The sequence below is a fragment of the Streptomyces sp. NPDC086549 genome, assembly GCF_044746205.1.
GTDB lineage: Bacteria > Actinomycetota > Actinomycetes > Streptomycetales > Streptomycetaceae > Streptomyces.
Genome location: NZ_JBIVBS010000009.1, coordinates 211,086 through 226,997, shown reverse-complemented (window position 1 = coordinate 226,997; position 15,912 = coordinate 211,086). Strand labels below are relative to the sequence as shown.

Genomic DNA, 15,912 nt, shown 5'->3' with positions numbered 1-15,912 from the left:
TCAAAATGAGCTGTTAAACAATGGTCTCATTATGATCAGTTTTAGTGGCGGATACACTGGGGCATGGCTGGCACCCCGAACGGATCCGCACCGGCAGGCACCCCGGAGACCGCTCTCGCCCTCAACTCGCCCAAGCTGAACGGCATTCGCAGACTCACCGCGTTGGACACGGTGCGCGCCCGTATCGCCATGGCAGTCGATCTCGGACTGCTCTCCCCCGGGGAGCGGCTGCCGCAGACCGATGCCATCGCCCAGGCCCTGGACGTCGGTGAGATCACCGTGCGCCGTGCGCTCAGCTCCCTGTGCTCGGACGGCGTCCTGGAGCGCAAGCGTGGCCGTAACGGCGGCACCCTGGTGGCCGAGCAGCCGACCCGGGGGGTCGTCGACGCGGCCGAGGCCTATCGCGGGCAGACCGCCGAGGTGCACCGTCTGATCGACGAAAGAGTCGTCATGGAGTGCGGGATCGCTCATCTCGCGACCCGCAGCGCAACCGCCTCAGTCCTCGACGAACTCCAGCGGCTCGTCGCAGCCATGGACCGGACGGAAAGCTGGGCGGAGTTCCACTCCTGCGACGAACGGTTCCACCTCACCCTGGCCCGCGCCACCGGCCTCGACGCGACGGTGGAGAGCTACGGCACCGTCCTGCGCAAGCTCTACGAGTACTACCTCCCCTACCCCCTCGCCGCCCTGCGCGAGTCCAACAACGAGCACCGGGCACTGGTGGAAGCGGTACGCGCGGGCGACGCGGCACAAGCGGCGGACATTGCCTACCGTCACGTGGAGACACTGCACCGCACGATGTTCGTCGGACTGATGAGCTGAGCCGTGGAGCCGGTGCGCACCGTGGGAACGGACCGCACGAGCACGGTGGCGCCCTGACGCAAAGTGACGCCACCGGACGTTTCAGACCTCGGTGCACCAGGCCATGGCCGGCTTGGACGGGCTGCCGACGCGGGTGGCGGCGCTGCGGTCGAAGGCCGAACGGCTGGTCGCGCGCGGCTGGACGGCCGAGCCGGCGCCGGACCGCAGCACGCTCGCACGGGGCATGAGCGAACGAGGCTCCCGATACAGCCGCCATCAGCCCAGATCGGGGCCGGCCGGTGGCGGGCCTCGGCCACCTGCGCAAGCAGAAGCCGGGCTGCGGTGCGGGCGCCCAGGTCCGCGGCGGAGATCATTTGCCGGGGCAGCGCTTGGTGCACTGTCGTCCCGATGAAGAAGCTGGGGCTCATGAAAGGAAGCGAAGGCATGGAGACAGCGAGGCTGGTGCTGCGAAGGTTCAGACCGGAAGACGCTCCGGCATTGGCGGCGTACAGGTCGGCTCCAGAGGTGAGCCGGTATCAGTCCTGGCAAGCGCCGGTGTCGACGGAGGAGGCGGAGAGGCTCGTGGCCTCGTTCTCGGCCACAGACCCAAGGTATCCGGGGTGGTTCCAGTACGCCGTCGAACTGCGGGACGCCCCTGGTCTGATCGGCGATGTCGGAGTGTGCCGCACCGAGGACGGGCGTCAGGCAGAGCTGGGGTTCACGTTCGGGCCGGCGTTCCAGGGGCGTGGGTACGCCACCGAGGCGGTGGCGCGAGTGGTGGAGTTCTTGCTGGTGGAGGAGGGGCTTCACCGCGTCTCGGCCAACTGCGACGGGCGCAATGTCCGCTCGGCGAGTCTGCTGGAGCGGGTCGGTTTCCGCCGTGAGGGTCATCTCGTCCAGAGCACCTGGATGAAGGGTGAGTGGACCGACGACATCCTGTTCGGGCTGCTTGCTTCGCAGTACCGGGCCGCGAGGGACGGTTACGGCCGATAGCGCTGCGCGCAATGATCACGTTGCCAGGGCGCGACGGCAGGGACAACGCACAGCCCACGTGGGTCAGGGTCACATGGCCCCGGCTCCGTCGGTGGGGAGCTCATCCGCGCGCTCGCCCGTGACCAGATAGACCAGGCGCCGGGCAACCGACACCGCATGATCGGCGAACCGCTCGTAGTAGCGGCCGACCAGCGTGACGTCCACGGCGGTCTCCACCCCGTGCTGCCATCGGTCGTCCATCAGATGCTGGAAGATCGTGCGGTGGAGTTCGTCCATGCGCTCGTCGTCCTGTTCCATCTGAAGTGCCGCCTTCACGTCCTGGGTGATGATCACTTCAGCGGCCTGTGCCATCAGGCGCTGCGCGACCTGGCCCATCTCCAGAATCGTGCGGCGCAGATCACGCGGCACCGCGCGCTGGGGATGGCGCATCCGGGCCAGCTTGGCCACGTGCTCGGCCAGGTCGCCCGACCTCTCCAGGTCGGCGCTCATGCGCAGCGAGGTCACCACGACCCGCAGGTCCGTGGCCACCGGCTGCTGCCGCGCCAGCACCGTGATCGCCCGGTTCTCCAGCTCCCGCTGGAGTCCGTCGATCTTCTCGTCGGCTGAGATCACGCTCTCGGCAAGCTTCAGATCGGCATCCAGGAGAGCGGTCGTGGCCAGGCCGATGGCCGAGCCGACCAGGTTCGCCATCTCCACCAGGCCGTCACTGATCGCAGCCAGCTCCTCGTGATAGGCCTCCCTCATCGCACTCTCACCCTCCCGTCTCGTCTTCGACCGTCTTCCCAAGTGCCAGGCTCGCACATCTCCACCGTGGGATCCCGCTCACCCGCCACCGGAATCGCGTTCTGGAGGCGGAGGCGGGACAGCGCGGGCCAGTCCGCCCCAGCCGTGCCCTGACCAGCACTTCTCCGACACTCCGAGACCCCGTCCCACTGCTGTGGTGATCGGCGACGCGCATAGTAGAACCGGAGAGGGGGCCAGTGGAGAGGAACGGGAGAGCGCCTGTGACCACACCACCGATCGACTACGAGGCGCTGTTCGCGGCCACCCCGAGCCCGTACCTGGTGCTGGGCCCCGATCTGCTGATCCTCGACGTCAACGCGGCGTACTGCTGGGCGACCGGCCGCACGCGGAACGACCTGATCGGGCAGTACCTCTTCGACGCGTTCCCCGACAACCCGGCAGACCCCGACGCCGACGGCACGCGCAACCTCAGTGCCTCCCTGCACCGGGTCCTGCACTCAAGGCAGCCGGACACGATGGCGGTGCAGAAGTACGACATCCCCGTACCCGACCAGCCCGGGGTGTTCGAGGAACGGTGGTGGTCCCCGATCAACACCCCCGTGCTCGGGCCGGACGACCAGGTGGTGTGGATCATCCACCGGGTGGAGGACGTCACCGAGTTCGTGCTCTCCCATGCCACCCGCGCGCAGCCGGGCCAGGCACTCGGCGAGCGCGAAGCCATGGAGGCCGAACTGTATGCGCGGGCCCGGGAACTCCAACTGGTCAATGAGCAGCTGCGGCAGGCCCACGCCCGGGAACGGAAGGTCGCCGTCACCCTCCAGGAGGCGATGATGCAGTCGCCCGACCTGGCCCATCACCCGAACGTCGCAGTGCGCTACCTGCCCGCGGCCAAAGGGCTCAACGTGTGCGGCGACTGGTACGACGTGGTCGACCTGCCCGACGACCGTATCTCCGTCGCCGTGGGCGACGTGGTCGGCCACGGCCTGGAGGCCGCCGCGGCCATGGGCATGCTCCGCAGCGCGCTGTCCGCCGCCATCCGCGCCCTGCTCGAGCCGGCCAGGGCGATGGAAGTCCTGGGCCTGTACGCGCGCTCGGTCGAAGGAGCCCTGGCCACCACCGCCGTCAAGGCCGTCATCAACACCCATCACCAGCACATCACCTACAGCAGCGCCGGCCACCCCCCACCGGTCCTGGTCCACCCTGACGGCACCTACGTCCTGCTCGACCAGGCCACCGACCCGCCCCTGGGAACCCGACCGCGTCACGTCCCACGTCCCCAGGCCGCCCTGCCCTACACCCCCGGCGACACCCTCGTCCTCTACACCGACGGGCTCATCGAACGCCGCGACGAAGACATCGACACCGGCCTGGAGCGCCTCACCGAAACCCTCGCCGACAACCCCCGGCTCAGCCCCGACCACCTGGCCGACGTCCTGCTGTCGCGCCTCGGCGTCAGCAGCGGCGGACACGACGACATCGCGCTGATCGTCGCCCGCCTGTAGTCCCTCTCACGGCGGACCGGACCATACTGAGCACATGAGCCACACTGGCGGAAACGGCGAAGTCCCCTCCCAAGCCGGTGGGAACGGACCGCAGCACTCCGAGTTGGTTCAGTACGAGTACAACAACGCCTGGGTCATCCTCGTCTCCGGCGCCTGGGACATGAACTCGATCACCCCACTGGCAGAAGCGATGGAAAGCGCCGCCAGGAAATACGCCGTCCTCGTCATGGACGCCTCCGCCCTCACCTTCGCGGACTCGTCCTTCCTGAACCTGCTGCTGCGCATCCACCACTCCGGCCCGGCCACACTCCGTGTCGCCGGGCCCTCACCGCAACTGCAACGCCTCCTGGAGATCACCGGAGCGGACACCGTTCTGGACGTACGCGCCACCGTGCACGACGCCACCCTCAGCTGACCGCGCGCGGGCCAGGTCCGCGACGGCGCGCAGGTCGGTGATCTGCGAGCGCAGATTGCTCGGCGATTCCACCGGAATCTGGCGGGTCCGCGGGGACAGCGGCGTAGTTGGACTTCTGCCCGAAGACGTGGTGAACAGCAACCTTGGCAGCACACTGTGCGAGTGTGAGGCATAGGATTGTGGCGTTCACGGCAAGAGAGCAATAATCTGCCACCATGGATGACGTGGACCGATCTATTCTGGCCGTGCTCGAGAAGCACGGTCGGATCAGCAACGCCGAGCTCGCCGCCCGGGTCGGCCTCTCGCCATCGCCCTGCCTGCGGCGCGTGCACCGGCTGGAGGAAGCCGGGGTTATCCGCGGTTACCGGGCGCTGATCGATCCCGCCGCGGTCGGCCGAAGCCTGCGGGTGTTCGCCGGAGTCCGGCTGGTACGGCACACCCGCGCGGACGTGGTCGCGTTCGAGAGTGCGGTCACCCGACTGCCCGAGGTGGTACACAGCCACCACGTCACCGGCAACTACGACTATTTGCTCCAGGTCGAGGTCGCCGACCTGCCCGCCTATGAGGACTTCCACGCCAATCAGTTGGCCAGCCTGCCCAGCGTGGCCACGGTGACCAGCTACGTCACCATGAAGACGCTCTCCGCCGACACCACATGACGGTCCCGTCCAACGCCGGTCGGTCTCCACCCGGGTCTCGCTGTCACCCCTCGGAATTCGGTTGGTCCTCACGGTGGAGTCGGACACGATGACGGACGTGATCCTGAAGTACCCCTGCGTGTGCTGCGGCCGTCTGACCATGGACGAGCCGCCCGGCTCGTATCAGATCTGTCCGGTCTGCTTCTGGGAGGACGACGCTGTTCAGCTCCGCTGGCCGCACTACTCGGGTGGGGCAAACCGACCTTCGCTGATCGAGGCCCAGGAGAACTACCAGGCCGTCGGAGCTTGTGAGGAACGGTCCGTGGAGCACGTCCGCCCGCCTCAGGACGACGAACCGATGGACCCGGGCTGGCGCCCCATCGATCCCGAGCGCGATCACTTCGAGCCCAGGGGCATTCAGCTGGCCGCGTGGCCTGACGATTGCACCGTCCTGTACTGGTGGCGCTACCGGAACACGGGCTTCTGGCGTCCCGCCGCCGAATGACGCCGTCACCCGGCCTGTTCGTCGGGTCGGGACCGGAATCCGTCGAAGATCCACTCCCGGGCGACCTGGCCCTTGTACAAGGTCGATGCCCAGCTCGGTGCCGGGTGGGCAGAACTAACACGGCTCGATGTTCGGGTCGTTGAGCGTTGCCCGTGCTTCGTCACCCGGATCCGGTGCGGCGCGTCCTGGATCATCGTGCAGTCGGCCAGGGGGCTGAAGACCGGCCCGGGGCCCACGCGCACTGAGCTTCTGCCGCCCGACGAAGCCGGCCCTCGTGGGTGCCGGTGCGAAGTTGGGCAGTGGGCCGCCGTCCTTGACACGGCGCCTCGCCCGTCCTAGCCGGGCGGCTGCTCGGCGCCGGCAACCGCGACCTGATGCGCTGCTCCCCCACCGGCCTGCCGGTCCCCTCCCCCTCATCACGGCGTCGGCCCCGGCGCGCAACCCCCACGAGCGCGCCCGATCCCCAGACACGCTCCGCCACCATGCCCGCCCTCCCCGCTGGCACATGGGTCAGAAGCTCTGCGGGGACCTACCGGTCGGCGACGACGCAAAGTCACGTCCTCTACGAATCGCGGGCGCTCGGGCGCCTCCTGACGCGACAGTTCTCAAACCGGTTCGGGTAGCGGTTCCGGTTGCCGCACCGGTGCGGACTTCGGCTCCCACTGTTTGGTGGTCCGTACGTAGCCGAAGACCACTGAGATCATCGCCAGAATGAGAAGTGGCCCAAACGCCCACGGGTATTCGGCCATCTCCATCGACAGATAGCGATATGACACCAAGAGCGTGGCGAAGACCGTTGCACCGTAAGCGACCAGCTGGATTCCTGACCGGTCCCAGCCCCGTTCGATCGAGCGCAAAGCTGCCTCGATCGTCACCGTGAACACCACGCCGGCAACAAGATCCGCGCCGTAGTGGTAGCCGAATCCCAGCGTCGCGCCGAGCGTAGCAATCAGCCAGAACACACCTGCGAATCGCAGAGCCCGTGGACCCTTGCGGGAATGCATGAAGATCGCGGTCGCCCACGCGGTGTGCAAACTGGGCATGCAGTTGCGGGGGGTGATCTCGTCGAATGGCACCTGATGCGGGATGTTGATCGGTGGCGGCGTGTCCGGCCACAGGTTGGCCACCGCCCAGTGCACGCCGCCGGTGCCGAAGGCGCCCGGGCCGTAGGCGAAGACCGGTCCGACGACCGGGAAGAGCATGTAGATGCCCGGCCCGAGGAGGCCGATCACCAGAAAGGTGCGCACCAGATGATGGCGCGGGAATCGACGCTCGGCCGCCACGTTACGCAGCTGGTACAGAGCGACGACGACCGCGGCCACCGCAAGCTGAATGTAGACGAAGTCGAGAACGTGGGCGCCGATCGGACCGGTGGCCCTGACCATCTGGCCCACCACCCACGACGGATTGCCCAGCGCATGATCGACGGTTGCCACGTACTGATCGAGCACCATGGGTCGGGTCTTCGACGTGATGAGCAGCCAGGTATCGCCAGTCTTGCGCCCGGCCACCAGCAGCAGTGCCAGCCCGACGCCCTTCAGCAGCAGGACCCGTTCCTGGCCGGTGCGACGCGTGACAGCGATGACCGCACAGCCCAAAACCACCCACAACGCGCCGTTGCCGAAGGGCTGGCCCTCGGTCGCCTTCGCGTCGAGCGCCCACCGCACCAGCAAGAAGGCGACGTCGATACCGATCGCGGCACCAGCCGCGATGAGCCGTTGCCGCCAGGTGAGCACCACCATCATCAACGCCATACCGGCATACAACAGAAAACCGGATTTAGGGGGGAATATCACCTCTCGAATCTGATTGGTGATCGGCCCCGGCAGGCCATAGCGACGCGCGGCGATCTCCAGCGCGATGAAGAATCCGAGGGCCACCACACCCGCCGCGGCCCACAGCATCGCCCGTGGTTGACGCCACGCGGCGAACGTAATTCTGCTGTTTATTCGCGAAAACACCCGCGATGCTCTAGGTATCAACTGTTTGGCCGATTTGTTAGATGTTGGTCAAATAGGTAACTCTTCATGCCGGATAGCACAACTTTCCGGTGAAGGACGGGCGGTGAGGGCGCTCGTCGCGAGTTCGATCATGTTACCGGAGCGGTGCGGATGGATTTCGCTGGGTTACGGTCGATACGAAGGGCAGTCGACACTGGCTCGATGGTCCGGCATCTCGGGAATGACCATGAAACCCGCGGTGCCCCGCGGGCATCGGGGGCGTCACGGGTTACTCAGTGGCTCCAAAACGCATGTGGTAGGCCGTGAACTGGCAGCCTGGACGCGGATGTCGGCATGCCGCCGACGCGCCGGAGTTGACCAACTCTCCGGGGGTGTCGTTTCGCTCCCGGATGCCGTCGGCGGCCCACGTCCGCGGCCGGTTGTGGACGGGTTCCATGACCCGAGCTGCTCGGGCAGATCCATCCGCGGCGTTGCGGTCCGGTACTTGAACGCGATCGTGTCGATCACCGGCCGATGGCCACGCCACCGACCGCCCCGCTTCGGCGTCCGGCTGGGATTCAACGGCTCGATCCGCGCGCACTGTGCATCAGCCAACGACACATCACAGCCAACGATCGAATCATCTGAACGGCACGACCCCCGTCACCCCACGCCGACAGGCCGCCCCGGATCGAACGCAGGTGCAGGATCCAGCACGACTCGGAGCCCGACCAACACCGCGCGATCCAGAGGAAAGGGGAACACGGTGTCCAGCAGCGAGTTTCATGACGCCATGTCGTGCCGGCGCGCGCACCTGTCGTGCTGGAGGTGCAGTCGGCGAAGGTCTTGCAGTGCGGCGACGGGAAAGGGGTGCCGCATCCACTTCGCCAGATAGCCGTCCTCGCCGTGGAGCCGCAATACTGATTGAGCTGCCTCCAGGACGACGTGACCGAGAAGGCCCCGGGACTGCACGGAACTCCAGGAAAGTGTGCCGTCCTCGTCGCGTGCATCGAAGCTCGCGGACATGTCAGGAAACCGGTAGATCGCCATGTCGACGTCCGAGCCCCTACCGCGCAGGACCCACCTCACTTCGGCCGGTTCAAGGTCGAAGGAGAAGCGTTGGAGGGGCATGGGGCCGTAGAGACCCGCCACGCCGTAAAGCAAGTCGGCAAGGGCATCCGTGCAGTAGCTGACGAAGTCCTTCCGCTCCGCGAGGTCGTCACTGATACGGCACGTTGCCCAACCGCTGCCGCTCAGCTCCCAACCGAACTGGAGACCATGTGTCATCCCACCCCTCCCGGTGATCGTCTCCGGAAACGGTACAGCGCAAGGAACTGGTGCAGCATCGCCCCCGACACGACCCGGTTCTGGGATGCCCCCTGAAAGAGTGTTTTGTTCCGGCGAGGGTGTCTGGTGTCGGAGGTGCCGCCATGCGGTTGTGGTCGCTCAGCCGGTTCAATGTGAGCGTGGATGATTCGCCGGGGAGCAGGCAGTCGGTCGAGGCGCGAGCAGAGGCGGGCGGTCCGATCACCAAAGGTCGCGTCGCGGTATCGGCCATCCGGTTCCTCATCGCAAGTGCGGTTTCCATGGTCACATTGACGGGATGCTCGATGGAAAGTAGTGAAGCCTCAGTCGGTGGAGCAAGCGCCTCTACGGCAGCCACTCCAGACCCGACGGAACAGGTCGACAAGGATGCGGCGAAGGCTCTGCGTGAGGAATTGTCGCGCGTTGGCCCCGGGAAATTCACCGCAACAGATTACAAACCGGGCAAGGTTCAGCACATTGTTCTTTTCAAATTCAAACCGGACACGCCTCCAAAGGAACAGACTGAAACAATGAGGCGGTTCCGTTCCCTCATGACGCAGGCAACCCGCGGCGGTAAACCTTACATCGAGTCGCTGGATTCAGGCATCCAAACAAGCGGCGAGGGGGCTGGCAACGGCATGCAGCAAGGGTACGTTTTGACGTTCACCTCCGAAGGTGATCGGAACTACTACGTGGGAAAACCCATCGTCACTGATCCAAAATTCTATGACGCAGCGCACGAGTCATTCAAGAACTTCGTCCGGCCATTCCTTGACGGTGCTATCGTTTTTGATTTCAATGCGAGTAATTAATCGATTGATCACTTGGCGGTCCCGTCCGGGGGGCGTTGGCCAGGCGCCGTAGGCGTTGTGCATGAGTGGCCCGGCTGCGCCGGCCCGGGTCAAGCAGATCATCCGGAAGGCGTACCGCCCTCGCCGCCGCCGTTCGCCCCGGCGACTGAGCGGACCCGCTGCCGACCTCCCCGAACAGGAAGGGGAGTTGGACGAGGTCTCGCCAGGAATCGAGGCCGAGGAAGTCGGCGCCGCCTGAGCGGTCCGTGCACAGCTGCCGTGGCGGTGCCGTCCCCGATGACGGAATGCGGCGAGCGGCCAGTGGCAACCACACCGTCGCCTCATCTCCCTGCTGCTGAACGCAGTGGACCACCCGATCCAGGGTCGGCGGCCTGCGCCGCCCATTTGGCGACCGATCGGTGACCGAGGCCGGAATGCCAACCACCACGGACAGCATCGGGGACGAGCAGGCGTATCCCGCGATCACGGCGGGAAAGGCGCTCAGCATGCCCTGTCCGAGGACCACCAGGCAGACTCCGGGCCGCCCGGCGGTCCGTGCGTACGCCTCCGCGTGGGCCGCACCTCGCTCATGGCGGGCGGCGCTTTACTCGACGGGCCATCCGGCGGCCCTGGCGCGAGCCGGGGCGTCCAGGATGTGGCCGGGCCGACAGCCGGGCATGCCGAAGACGTGGCGGACACCCTCCCGTTCCGGCTGCCCGGCCGACGCCCGCACCCCGCTCAGCTCCGTGTCGCCACCGCCGTCTCACCCTGGTGCGTCTCATCGACCGGGCCCGACCTGGCGTCCCGGCGGTCGAGCCAGCTCAGTACCGGGACGGTCATGACCGTGGTGACCAGGGCGACAAGGACCAGCGCGGCGAACAGCTCGTCGCTGACGATGCCGGCCGCGAGCCCGACGTTGAGCGCGACCAGCTGCATCAGCCCGCGGGCATTCATCAGGGCGCCGACCCGGACGGCCACCGGGCCGGGTTCGCCGCGCAGCCGGGCGGCGGCCCAGCAGCCGCCGAACTTGCCGAGCACCGCCAGGACGACCGCGGCCGCTCCGAACGCCGTCACGGACGGGTCGGCGAACACGTCGAACCGGGTGTTCAGGCCGGAGTAGGTGAAGAACATGGGGACGAACACGACCTGGGTCACGGACTGAGTGGTACGCACCAGTCGTTCGGACGCCTCACCGCGAGGCATGGCCATGCCAACACTGAACGCCCCGAACACGGCGTACAGGTCGATCGTGTCGGTGAACCAGGCTGCGCAGAACAACACGGTGAGCGTGAACAGGAGCCGGGTGTCGTCACCGAGGCCCGGTCGGTTCACGATCCACGCCAGCAGTCGGCGCCCCAGCCAGAACAGCACGGCCAGGAACAGCAGGGAGCCACCGATCGTCGTCATGACGGGCCCGGCCTTTCCTGAGTCCACGCTCAGCACCCCAGCGAGCATGATCCAGGCGACGGCGTCGTCGGTGGCACCGGCCGCCAGGGCCAGAGAGCCGAACCGGCTCCCTGCCAGCCCCTGTTCGGTGATGATGCGGGCCAGCATCGGGAAGGCCGTGATCGCCAGAGCGACGCCGACGAACGCCGCCGTCACCCACACCGAGACCCCGTCGACGAAGATGCCGACGTGACCGTGGGCCACGAGGGTCAGACCCACGCCCAGCGCCAGCGGGATCGCCACCCCGGCCGAGGAGACCACGACCGCGGTGCCGGCCAGCCCTCGCCCGGCGTGCGCCCTGAACTCGTATCCCGCGGCGAACATCAGGGCCACGAGACCGATCTGTCCGGCCACATACAGCACGGGTTTCAGTTCCGGCGGAAAGACCTCGGCGGAGATCCCCGGGGCCAGCAGCCCGAACAGTGATGGTCCGAGCAGCACCCCGGCGATCATCTCGCCGACCACGGGCGGCTGGCCGAACCGGCCTGCCGCAAGTACGACCAGACGGCACGTCAGCAGAATCACGACGACCGCAAGGAAGAAAACGGGAGCGAGCTCCACAGGAGTCATGGTGTCGTCCTTCTCAACGGCCGGCGGCGACGGAGGGGGCGGAGCCACCGGAGGAGGCGGCGAAGTGGTTCCGGCACAGCCCCTGGCGCCGGGCGTCCCACACCATGTAGCTGCCGAGGACGAGCTGGACGAGACTGCGCCAGACGCCCGTCCAGCGGTCGCCCAACCGCATCGCCGTCAGCCGGATCCACCGTCGGGCCGGGCGGCGCGGCGCCGCACCGGTACGCGGGAGCAGCAGACAGGGACCGCGACTGGGCAGCGACCGTGTGTGCTCGGCCGAGGACTCCAGCCCGAAACGCCGCAGCGTCTCCTCGGCCGCGATCCGCATGGTGAGTACGGCGAATCCGCGTGCGGGACAAGGGCGGTTGGCGGTCACCCCGAACGGGATGGAGGCGGCGGGACGGGTGTCCGCGGACAGCCACCGGTCGGGGTCGAACCGCCCGCGGCCAGATCCTTGGTACTCGGGATAGTTGAACAGCAGGACCGAGCCGGCGGGGATGGGATCCCTCCCCGGCCGTGGGATGTCGTCGGACGTGATCCGGTGGGCCACGCCGAAGAGCGGGAAGTGCTGCAGAGTCTCGTTGATGACCCGGTCCAGGAAGTCCGGGTCCTCTTCTCCGGCCAACAGGCGATCCTGCACCGGACGGTGGGTGGCGAGGGCGAGCAGCAGGTGGGCCATCGCCTCCGACATCTGCACCACAGCGGTGTTGAAGAACGTGCCCTGCAGGTAGTAGGCCTGCTCCCGCTGGGTCAGTGAGGAGGGCAGCGGCACGGACGGAGGGTCGTGGGCGAGCCGGTCCCTCAAGTAGGCGGTGAGCCGGGCCCGCCGGTCCATGTGGCGCAGGCGGGTGCACTTCAGGGCACTGACCACGTCGTCGGCGTTGCCCACGATCAGCTCCCGGGCGTGGCGCGGGCACGGTTCGCGGAAGACGACCTCGTAGTAGACCTCGGCCCAGACGGGCGTCATCAGGTCTCGCAGTCTCACGGTGCGCACGCGGGCCGACGGCTCACCGGCGAGTTCGTCGAGCACGCGGCGGGTGCACCGGCCGACCAGCTCGGTCCACTGCTCCCGGGACAGCCCGGCGAGGATCTGACGCGTGCTCCTGGCGACGTCGTCGTAGCGTGGTCCGGGCTCCAGGTGCTCCTGATGCACCTCCGGGCCCGGCGAGAGCCAGTACCAGAACAGGTCGGACAGCGCGGCGCCACGGCTGCGGCCATTGGCCGCCGGATGCCCGTACACCTGCTTGAACTCCTCGGCCGGCACTTCACGGCCGGGCGCCCGGATGCCCTCCTCGCCGCCCACCCAGGCGAAGATGCGTACCCGCAGCGCGATCACCGCTGTGGGCAGCCAGTACGGCAGAGCCGCCACCAGGGCGACGGTCGCGGCGGTGACCAGCCAGCCGGTGGGAGTCATGCGATCACCCCGCCGAATCGGTTGTCCGCCCCGGGAGCCGCCACCGGACCCGGGGCGGGTCCCCACGTGGGCACCCGGACCAGATCAGGCGTCAGATCCCGTAGCCCTGAAGCCCCGCACAGTGCGAGGGTGTCGTCGAGTTCGTCCCGCAGCAGCTCCAGCAGCCGGCGCACGCCCTTCTCGCCGCCCTCGGCCAGCGCCCACATCACGGGGCGGCCTATACCCGCGGCGGAGGCGCCGAGCGCGATCGCCTTGGCCACGTCGGTGCCGCGCCGGACTCCGCCGTCCACAACCACCGGGACACGGCCCGCCACGGCAGCGAGGATCTCGGGCAGCAGTTCCAGCGTGGCGGGCACGGTGTCGAGTTGGCGGCCGCCGTGGTTGGACAGCAGTAGGCCGTCCACGCCGTACCGGACCGCGAGTCGGGCGTCCTCGGGGTGCAGCACGCCCTTGAGCAGGATGGGCAGCGAGGTGGTCCGGCGCAGCCAGTCGACATGGTCCCAGTTCAGCTCCGGGGACATGGCGATCTGGCGTACGTGCCCGCGCTCGCCGTCGCGCAGGTCCACCAGGTTCTCGCAGCGCAGTCCGGGCGGCAGGTCGTGGAAACCATTGCGCCGGTTGCGTTCGCCCGCGCCCAGCACCGGGGAGTCCACGGTGACCACCAAGGCGGAGCATCCGGCGGCGGTGGCCCGCCGTACCAGCGCCTCGGTGATCTCCAGGTCGGGCTGGATGTAGAGCTGGAACCACAGGGGCGGTGCCTGGCCGCCGGCGGCGGCCCGGGCCGCGTCGGCGATCTCGCCCACCGCCACCGTGGACGCCATGGAGACGATCATGATCGCTCCAGCGGCCGCCGCGGCACGCGCCGTCGCCAACTCCCCCTCTGGATCGACCAGCTTGTGGAAGGCCGTCGGCGAGAGCAGGACCGGCAGGCTCGCCCGGCCGCCGAACAGGTCGATGTCCAGGTCCCGTTCGGTGCTCCCCCGCAGCACCCGAGGCATCAGTTGCAGACGTCCGAACGCCGCCTCGTTGGCCCGTACGGTGATCTCGTCCCGTGCCCCGCCGGCGATGAAGTCGGCGTAGACGGGGTCGAGTTTGGCGCGCGCCGCGGTCTCGAAGTCGTGGACGGTGTACTGCACTGCGCTCACCGCCCGGCGGTGCTGGGCCGACGTTCCAGTTCCCGCGCGAAGAACTCGGCGAGCGGAGCGTGGTGTACTTCCGGGTGGTCCCACTCGTTCTCCAGGTTCTCGGCCATGTGATGCTCGCCGAGCAGTTCGCCGCCCCGGAAGTGGCGGATCACCGGGTGCAGATAGGACGCGTCGAACGCGTCGTCGACCGAGTTCTGGGCAGTGCGGCGCACGGTGATGTCGAAGGGGTCGACCTTGTCGTGGTCGGGCCCGTACTCCAGGGTGATGGTGAAGTAGTCGCCGCCTTCGGTGAGTGGACTGCCGTGGGCGTAGGCGACCGGCACCTCCTCGTGGTAGCGGGCCGTTTCGCCGGGCGGCGTGGCCAGCACATCTGCGATGACGCCGAACTGCTGCCACAGCGCCGAGCTGCGGTTGACCCGGGTCACCACCGCGTCCGCGAGCGTGGGCGCGGTGGCGTCCAGCGGCCGGTGCGGCCAGGGCCGGTCGTGGTGGCGCTCGTCGAGGATGCGACTCAGGGCGCGTACGGCATACCGGAATCCGTGGATGAAGCCGCCGGTGGACTTCTTGAAGTCGCGCTGCTGCATTGGGGTGCCGGCGAAATACAGGCCGGACACGTTCACCGACTCGTACGCCGGGGTGAGGGCGGCGAAGCGGTCGTTGATGACCAGTTCGGGCCGGCATTCCGGGGCGAACACCGAGGCGTCGAAACGGAAGCCGGTGCACACGATGACCCGGTCGTAGCGCAGCTCCTTCACCACCTCATCGGCCCGCGAGAAGCTGAAACGGACCCGGTAGCGTCCGTCGTCGTCCCTGTCGATCGACAGGACGTGGCCGTCCAGCAGAGCGTTCTGCGACTTGAGCTGGTAGGTGTCGAGGAAGTTGTTGTTGACCGCGCGCAGGTGCCCGACGTAGTGGCTGTTCCAGGCCATCCGGACGGAGTGCGGGCCGGCCACATGAATCACCGCCGCGGTCTCGATGAGATTGTCCGCGGTCTCCAGGGCGGAGTTGCCCTTGCCGAGGATGAGGACACGCTGGTCGGTGAAGTCCTCGGGGTCCACCGAGACGACCGAGTAGTCCTCGGCGGTCTCGATGCCTGGAATGTCCGGGGTGTTGGGCAGGGTCAGTCCGGTGGCCATCACCAGGCGTCGGGCGCGATGCTCGTGGCCGCGCTGATCGGTGACGGTGAACACGCCGTCCGGGCCGCGCCCGATCCGTACAGCCCGGGTGTCGTAGGCGATGTCCAGCTTGAACGCCTCGGCGAAGTCGGCCAGATAGCGCACCAGGTCGTCGGCGTGCGGGAAGTAGCGCCTGCTGTAGCGGGCGAACAGCAGCTCGGGGTCCGGGGACAGCAGGGAGTTCCAGTCCATCCGGAGGTTCAGCTCGGGGTCGTCGGTGCCGTTGTACACCTTGTTGATGGAGATCAGCTTGCGGTGGCGGGGAAAGGTACGGAAGAACGTTCCCGGCGCCTGGCCGCTCTCCAGGATCCGGTATCCGTGACCTGCCGCCTGGAGTAACTGCCCGAGCTGGAGTCCGGCGGGACCGGCACCGACCACAACGTAATCGAGAGGTTCGCTGTCCATGGTTCGCTGCATCGATCGCTCCTTCTGCTCCAGCGAAGACGTGCTGGAGACTGGTGAGGGGTAAGAGAGAGGCGCGGTGGCACGAAGCGCTGGGGCGCCGTCCCGCACGCCTGACGATCGCGG

The 15,912-nt window shown here is 67.8% G+C and carries 16 protein-coding genes and 1 pseudogene; 8 read left to right on the top strand and 9 right to left on the bottom strand.

All coding sequences use genetic code 11. The annotated features are described in order from the left end of the window. Positions 1-63: 63 nt before the first annotated feature. The gene (locus tag ACIPSA_RS27495) at positions 64-822 is read left to right on the top strand and encodes a FadR/GntR family transcriptional regulator (protein ID WP_402639024.1); all 759 of its coding nucleotides are present in this window, start codon (positions 64-66) and stop codon (positions 820-822) included. An 81-nt stretch (positions 823-903) separates the two neighbouring features. Here the strand turns inward: ACIPSA_RS27495 and ACIPSA_RS27490 are convergent, their stop codons facing one another. Then, positions 904-1,047, bottom strand: a complete 144-nt coding sequence (locus ACIPSA_RS27490) for a hypothetical protein (RefSeq protein WP_402639022.1) — start codon at positions 1,045-1,047, stop codon at positions 904-906. A gap of 162 nt (positions 1,048-1,209) precedes the next feature. Here ACIPSA_RS27490 and ACIPSA_RS27485 point away from each other — a divergent pair, with 162 nt between their 5' ends. Beyond that, on the top strand, positions 1,210-1,794 hold the full coding sequence (locus tag ACIPSA_RS27485; protein WP_402639019.1) for a GNAT family N-acetyltransferase: 585 nt from the start codon (positions 1,210-1,212) through the stop codon (positions 1,792-1,794). A 69-nt stretch (positions 1,795-1,863) separates the two neighbouring features. Here ACIPSA_RS27485 and phoU read toward each other — a convergent pair whose 3' ends face one another. After that, positions 1,864-2,538, bottom strand: coding sequence for a phosphate signaling complex protein PhoU (gene phoU / locus ACIPSA_RS27480; RefSeq protein ID WP_402639017.1), 675 nt, complete (start codon positions 2,536-2,538; stop codon positions 1,864-1,866). Positions 2,539-2,798: 260 nt separating this feature from the next. Here phoU and ACIPSA_RS27475 point away from each other — a divergent pair, with 260 nt between their 5' ends. The 4 genes from ACIPSA_RS27475 to ACIPSA_RS27460 all read left to right on the top strand — a co-directional run bounded on the left by ACIPSA_RS27475 (position 2,799) and on the right by ACIPSA_RS27460 (position 5,598). Then, positions 2,799-4,040 carry a PP2C family protein-serine/threonine phosphatase gene (locus ACIPSA_RS27475; protein ID WP_402639015.1) on the top strand — a complete coding sequence of 414 codons (1,242 nt, stop codon included), beginning with the start codon at positions 2,799-2,801 and terminating at the stop codon, positions 4,038-4,040. A 34-nt stretch (positions 4,041-4,074) separates the two neighbouring features. Further along, entirely contained in the window at positions 4,075-4,455 is a 381-nt protein-coding gene (locus ACIPSA_RS27470; protein WP_402639012.1) for an STAS domain-containing protein, read from the top strand. Between the two features lie 215 nt (positions 4,456-4,670). Beyond that, positions 4,671-5,114: an Lrp/AsnC family transcriptional regulator gene (locus tag ACIPSA_RS27465; protein WP_402639010.1), complete on the top strand. Its 444-nt coding sequence runs from the start codon at positions 4,671-4,673 to the stop codon at positions 5,112-5,114. Between the two features lie 88 nt (positions 5,115-5,202). Beyond that, a complete protein-coding gene (locus tag ACIPSA_RS27460; RefSeq protein ID WP_402639007.1) occupies positions 5,203-5,598 on the top strand; it encodes a CPCC family cysteine-rich protein in 396 nt (131 codons plus the stop codon). Between the two features lie 605 nt (positions 5,599-6,203). Here ACIPSA_RS27460 and ACIPSA_RS27455 read toward each other — a convergent pair. Both ACIPSA_RS27455 and ACIPSA_RS27450 read right to left on the bottom strand, forming a co-directional pair. Then, positions 6,204-7,502: a phosphatase PAP2 family protein gene (locus tag ACIPSA_RS27455; protein ID WP_402639004.1), complete on the bottom strand. Its 1,299-nt coding sequence runs from the start codon at positions 7,500-7,502 to the stop codon at positions 6,204-6,206. A gap of 819 nt (positions 7,503-8,321) precedes the next feature. After that, positions 8,322-8,825 carry a hypothetical protein gene (locus ACIPSA_RS27450; protein WP_402639002.1) on the bottom strand — a complete coding sequence of 168 codons (504 nt, stop codon included), beginning with the start codon at positions 8,823-8,825 and terminating at the stop codon, positions 8,322-8,324. 179 nt (positions 8,826-9,004) lie between these two features. On the opposite strand from ACIPSA_RS27450, the gene ACIPSA_RS27445 reads away from it, so the two are divergent. Beyond that, positions 9,005-9,655 carry a Dabb family protein gene (locus ACIPSA_RS27445; RefSeq protein WP_402639000.1) on the top strand — a complete coding sequence of 217 codons (651 nt, stop codon included), beginning with the start codon at positions 9,005-9,007 and terminating at the stop codon, positions 9,653-9,655. Between the two features lie 61 nt (positions 9,656-9,716). After that, on the top strand, positions 9,717-9,893 hold the full coding sequence (locus ACIPSA_RS27440; protein WP_402638998.1) for a hypothetical protein: 177 nt from the start codon (positions 9,717-9,719) through the stop codon (positions 9,891-9,893). 168 nt (positions 9,894-10,061) lie between these two features. Here the strand turns inward: ACIPSA_RS27440 and ACIPSA_RS27435 are convergent. The 5 genes and pseudogenes from ACIPSA_RS27435 to ACIPSA_RS27415 all read right to left on the bottom strand — a co-directional run. Next, positions 10,062-10,220: pseudogene (locus ACIPSA_RS27435) on the bottom strand (thiamine pyrophosphate-binding protein); the annotation flags it as partial. 152 nt (positions 10,221-10,372) lie between these two features. Continuing rightward, entirely contained in the window at positions 10,373-11,650 is a 1,278-nt protein-coding gene (locus ACIPSA_RS27430) for a cation:proton antiporter (protein ID WP_402638996.1), read from the bottom strand. A 13-nt stretch (positions 11,651-11,663) separates the two neighbouring features. Continuing rightward, the gene (locus ACIPSA_RS27425; protein ID WP_402638994.1) at positions 11,664-13,064 is read right to left on the bottom strand and encodes a cytochrome P450; all 1,401 of its coding nucleotides are present in this window, start codon (positions 13,062-13,064) and stop codon (positions 11,664-11,666) included. Continuing rightward, positions 13,061-14,200 (bottom strand): alpha-hydroxy acid oxidase, encoded by a 1,140-nt coding sequence (locus tag ACIPSA_RS27420; protein WP_402639310.1) that lies wholly within the window; start codon positions 14,198-14,200, stop codon positions 13,061-13,063. Before ACIPSA_RS27420 ends, ACIPSA_RS27425 begins: the two co-directional genes overlap by 4 nt. A 5-nt stretch (positions 14,201-14,205) precedes the next feature. Next, positions 14,206-15,801 carry an NAD(P)-binding domain-containing protein gene (locus ACIPSA_RS27415; protein ID WP_402638992.1) on the bottom strand — a complete coding sequence of 532 codons (1,596 nt, stop codon included), beginning with the start codon at positions 15,799-15,801 and terminating at the stop codon, positions 14,206-14,208. Positions 15,802-15,912 lie beyond the last annotated feature (111 nt).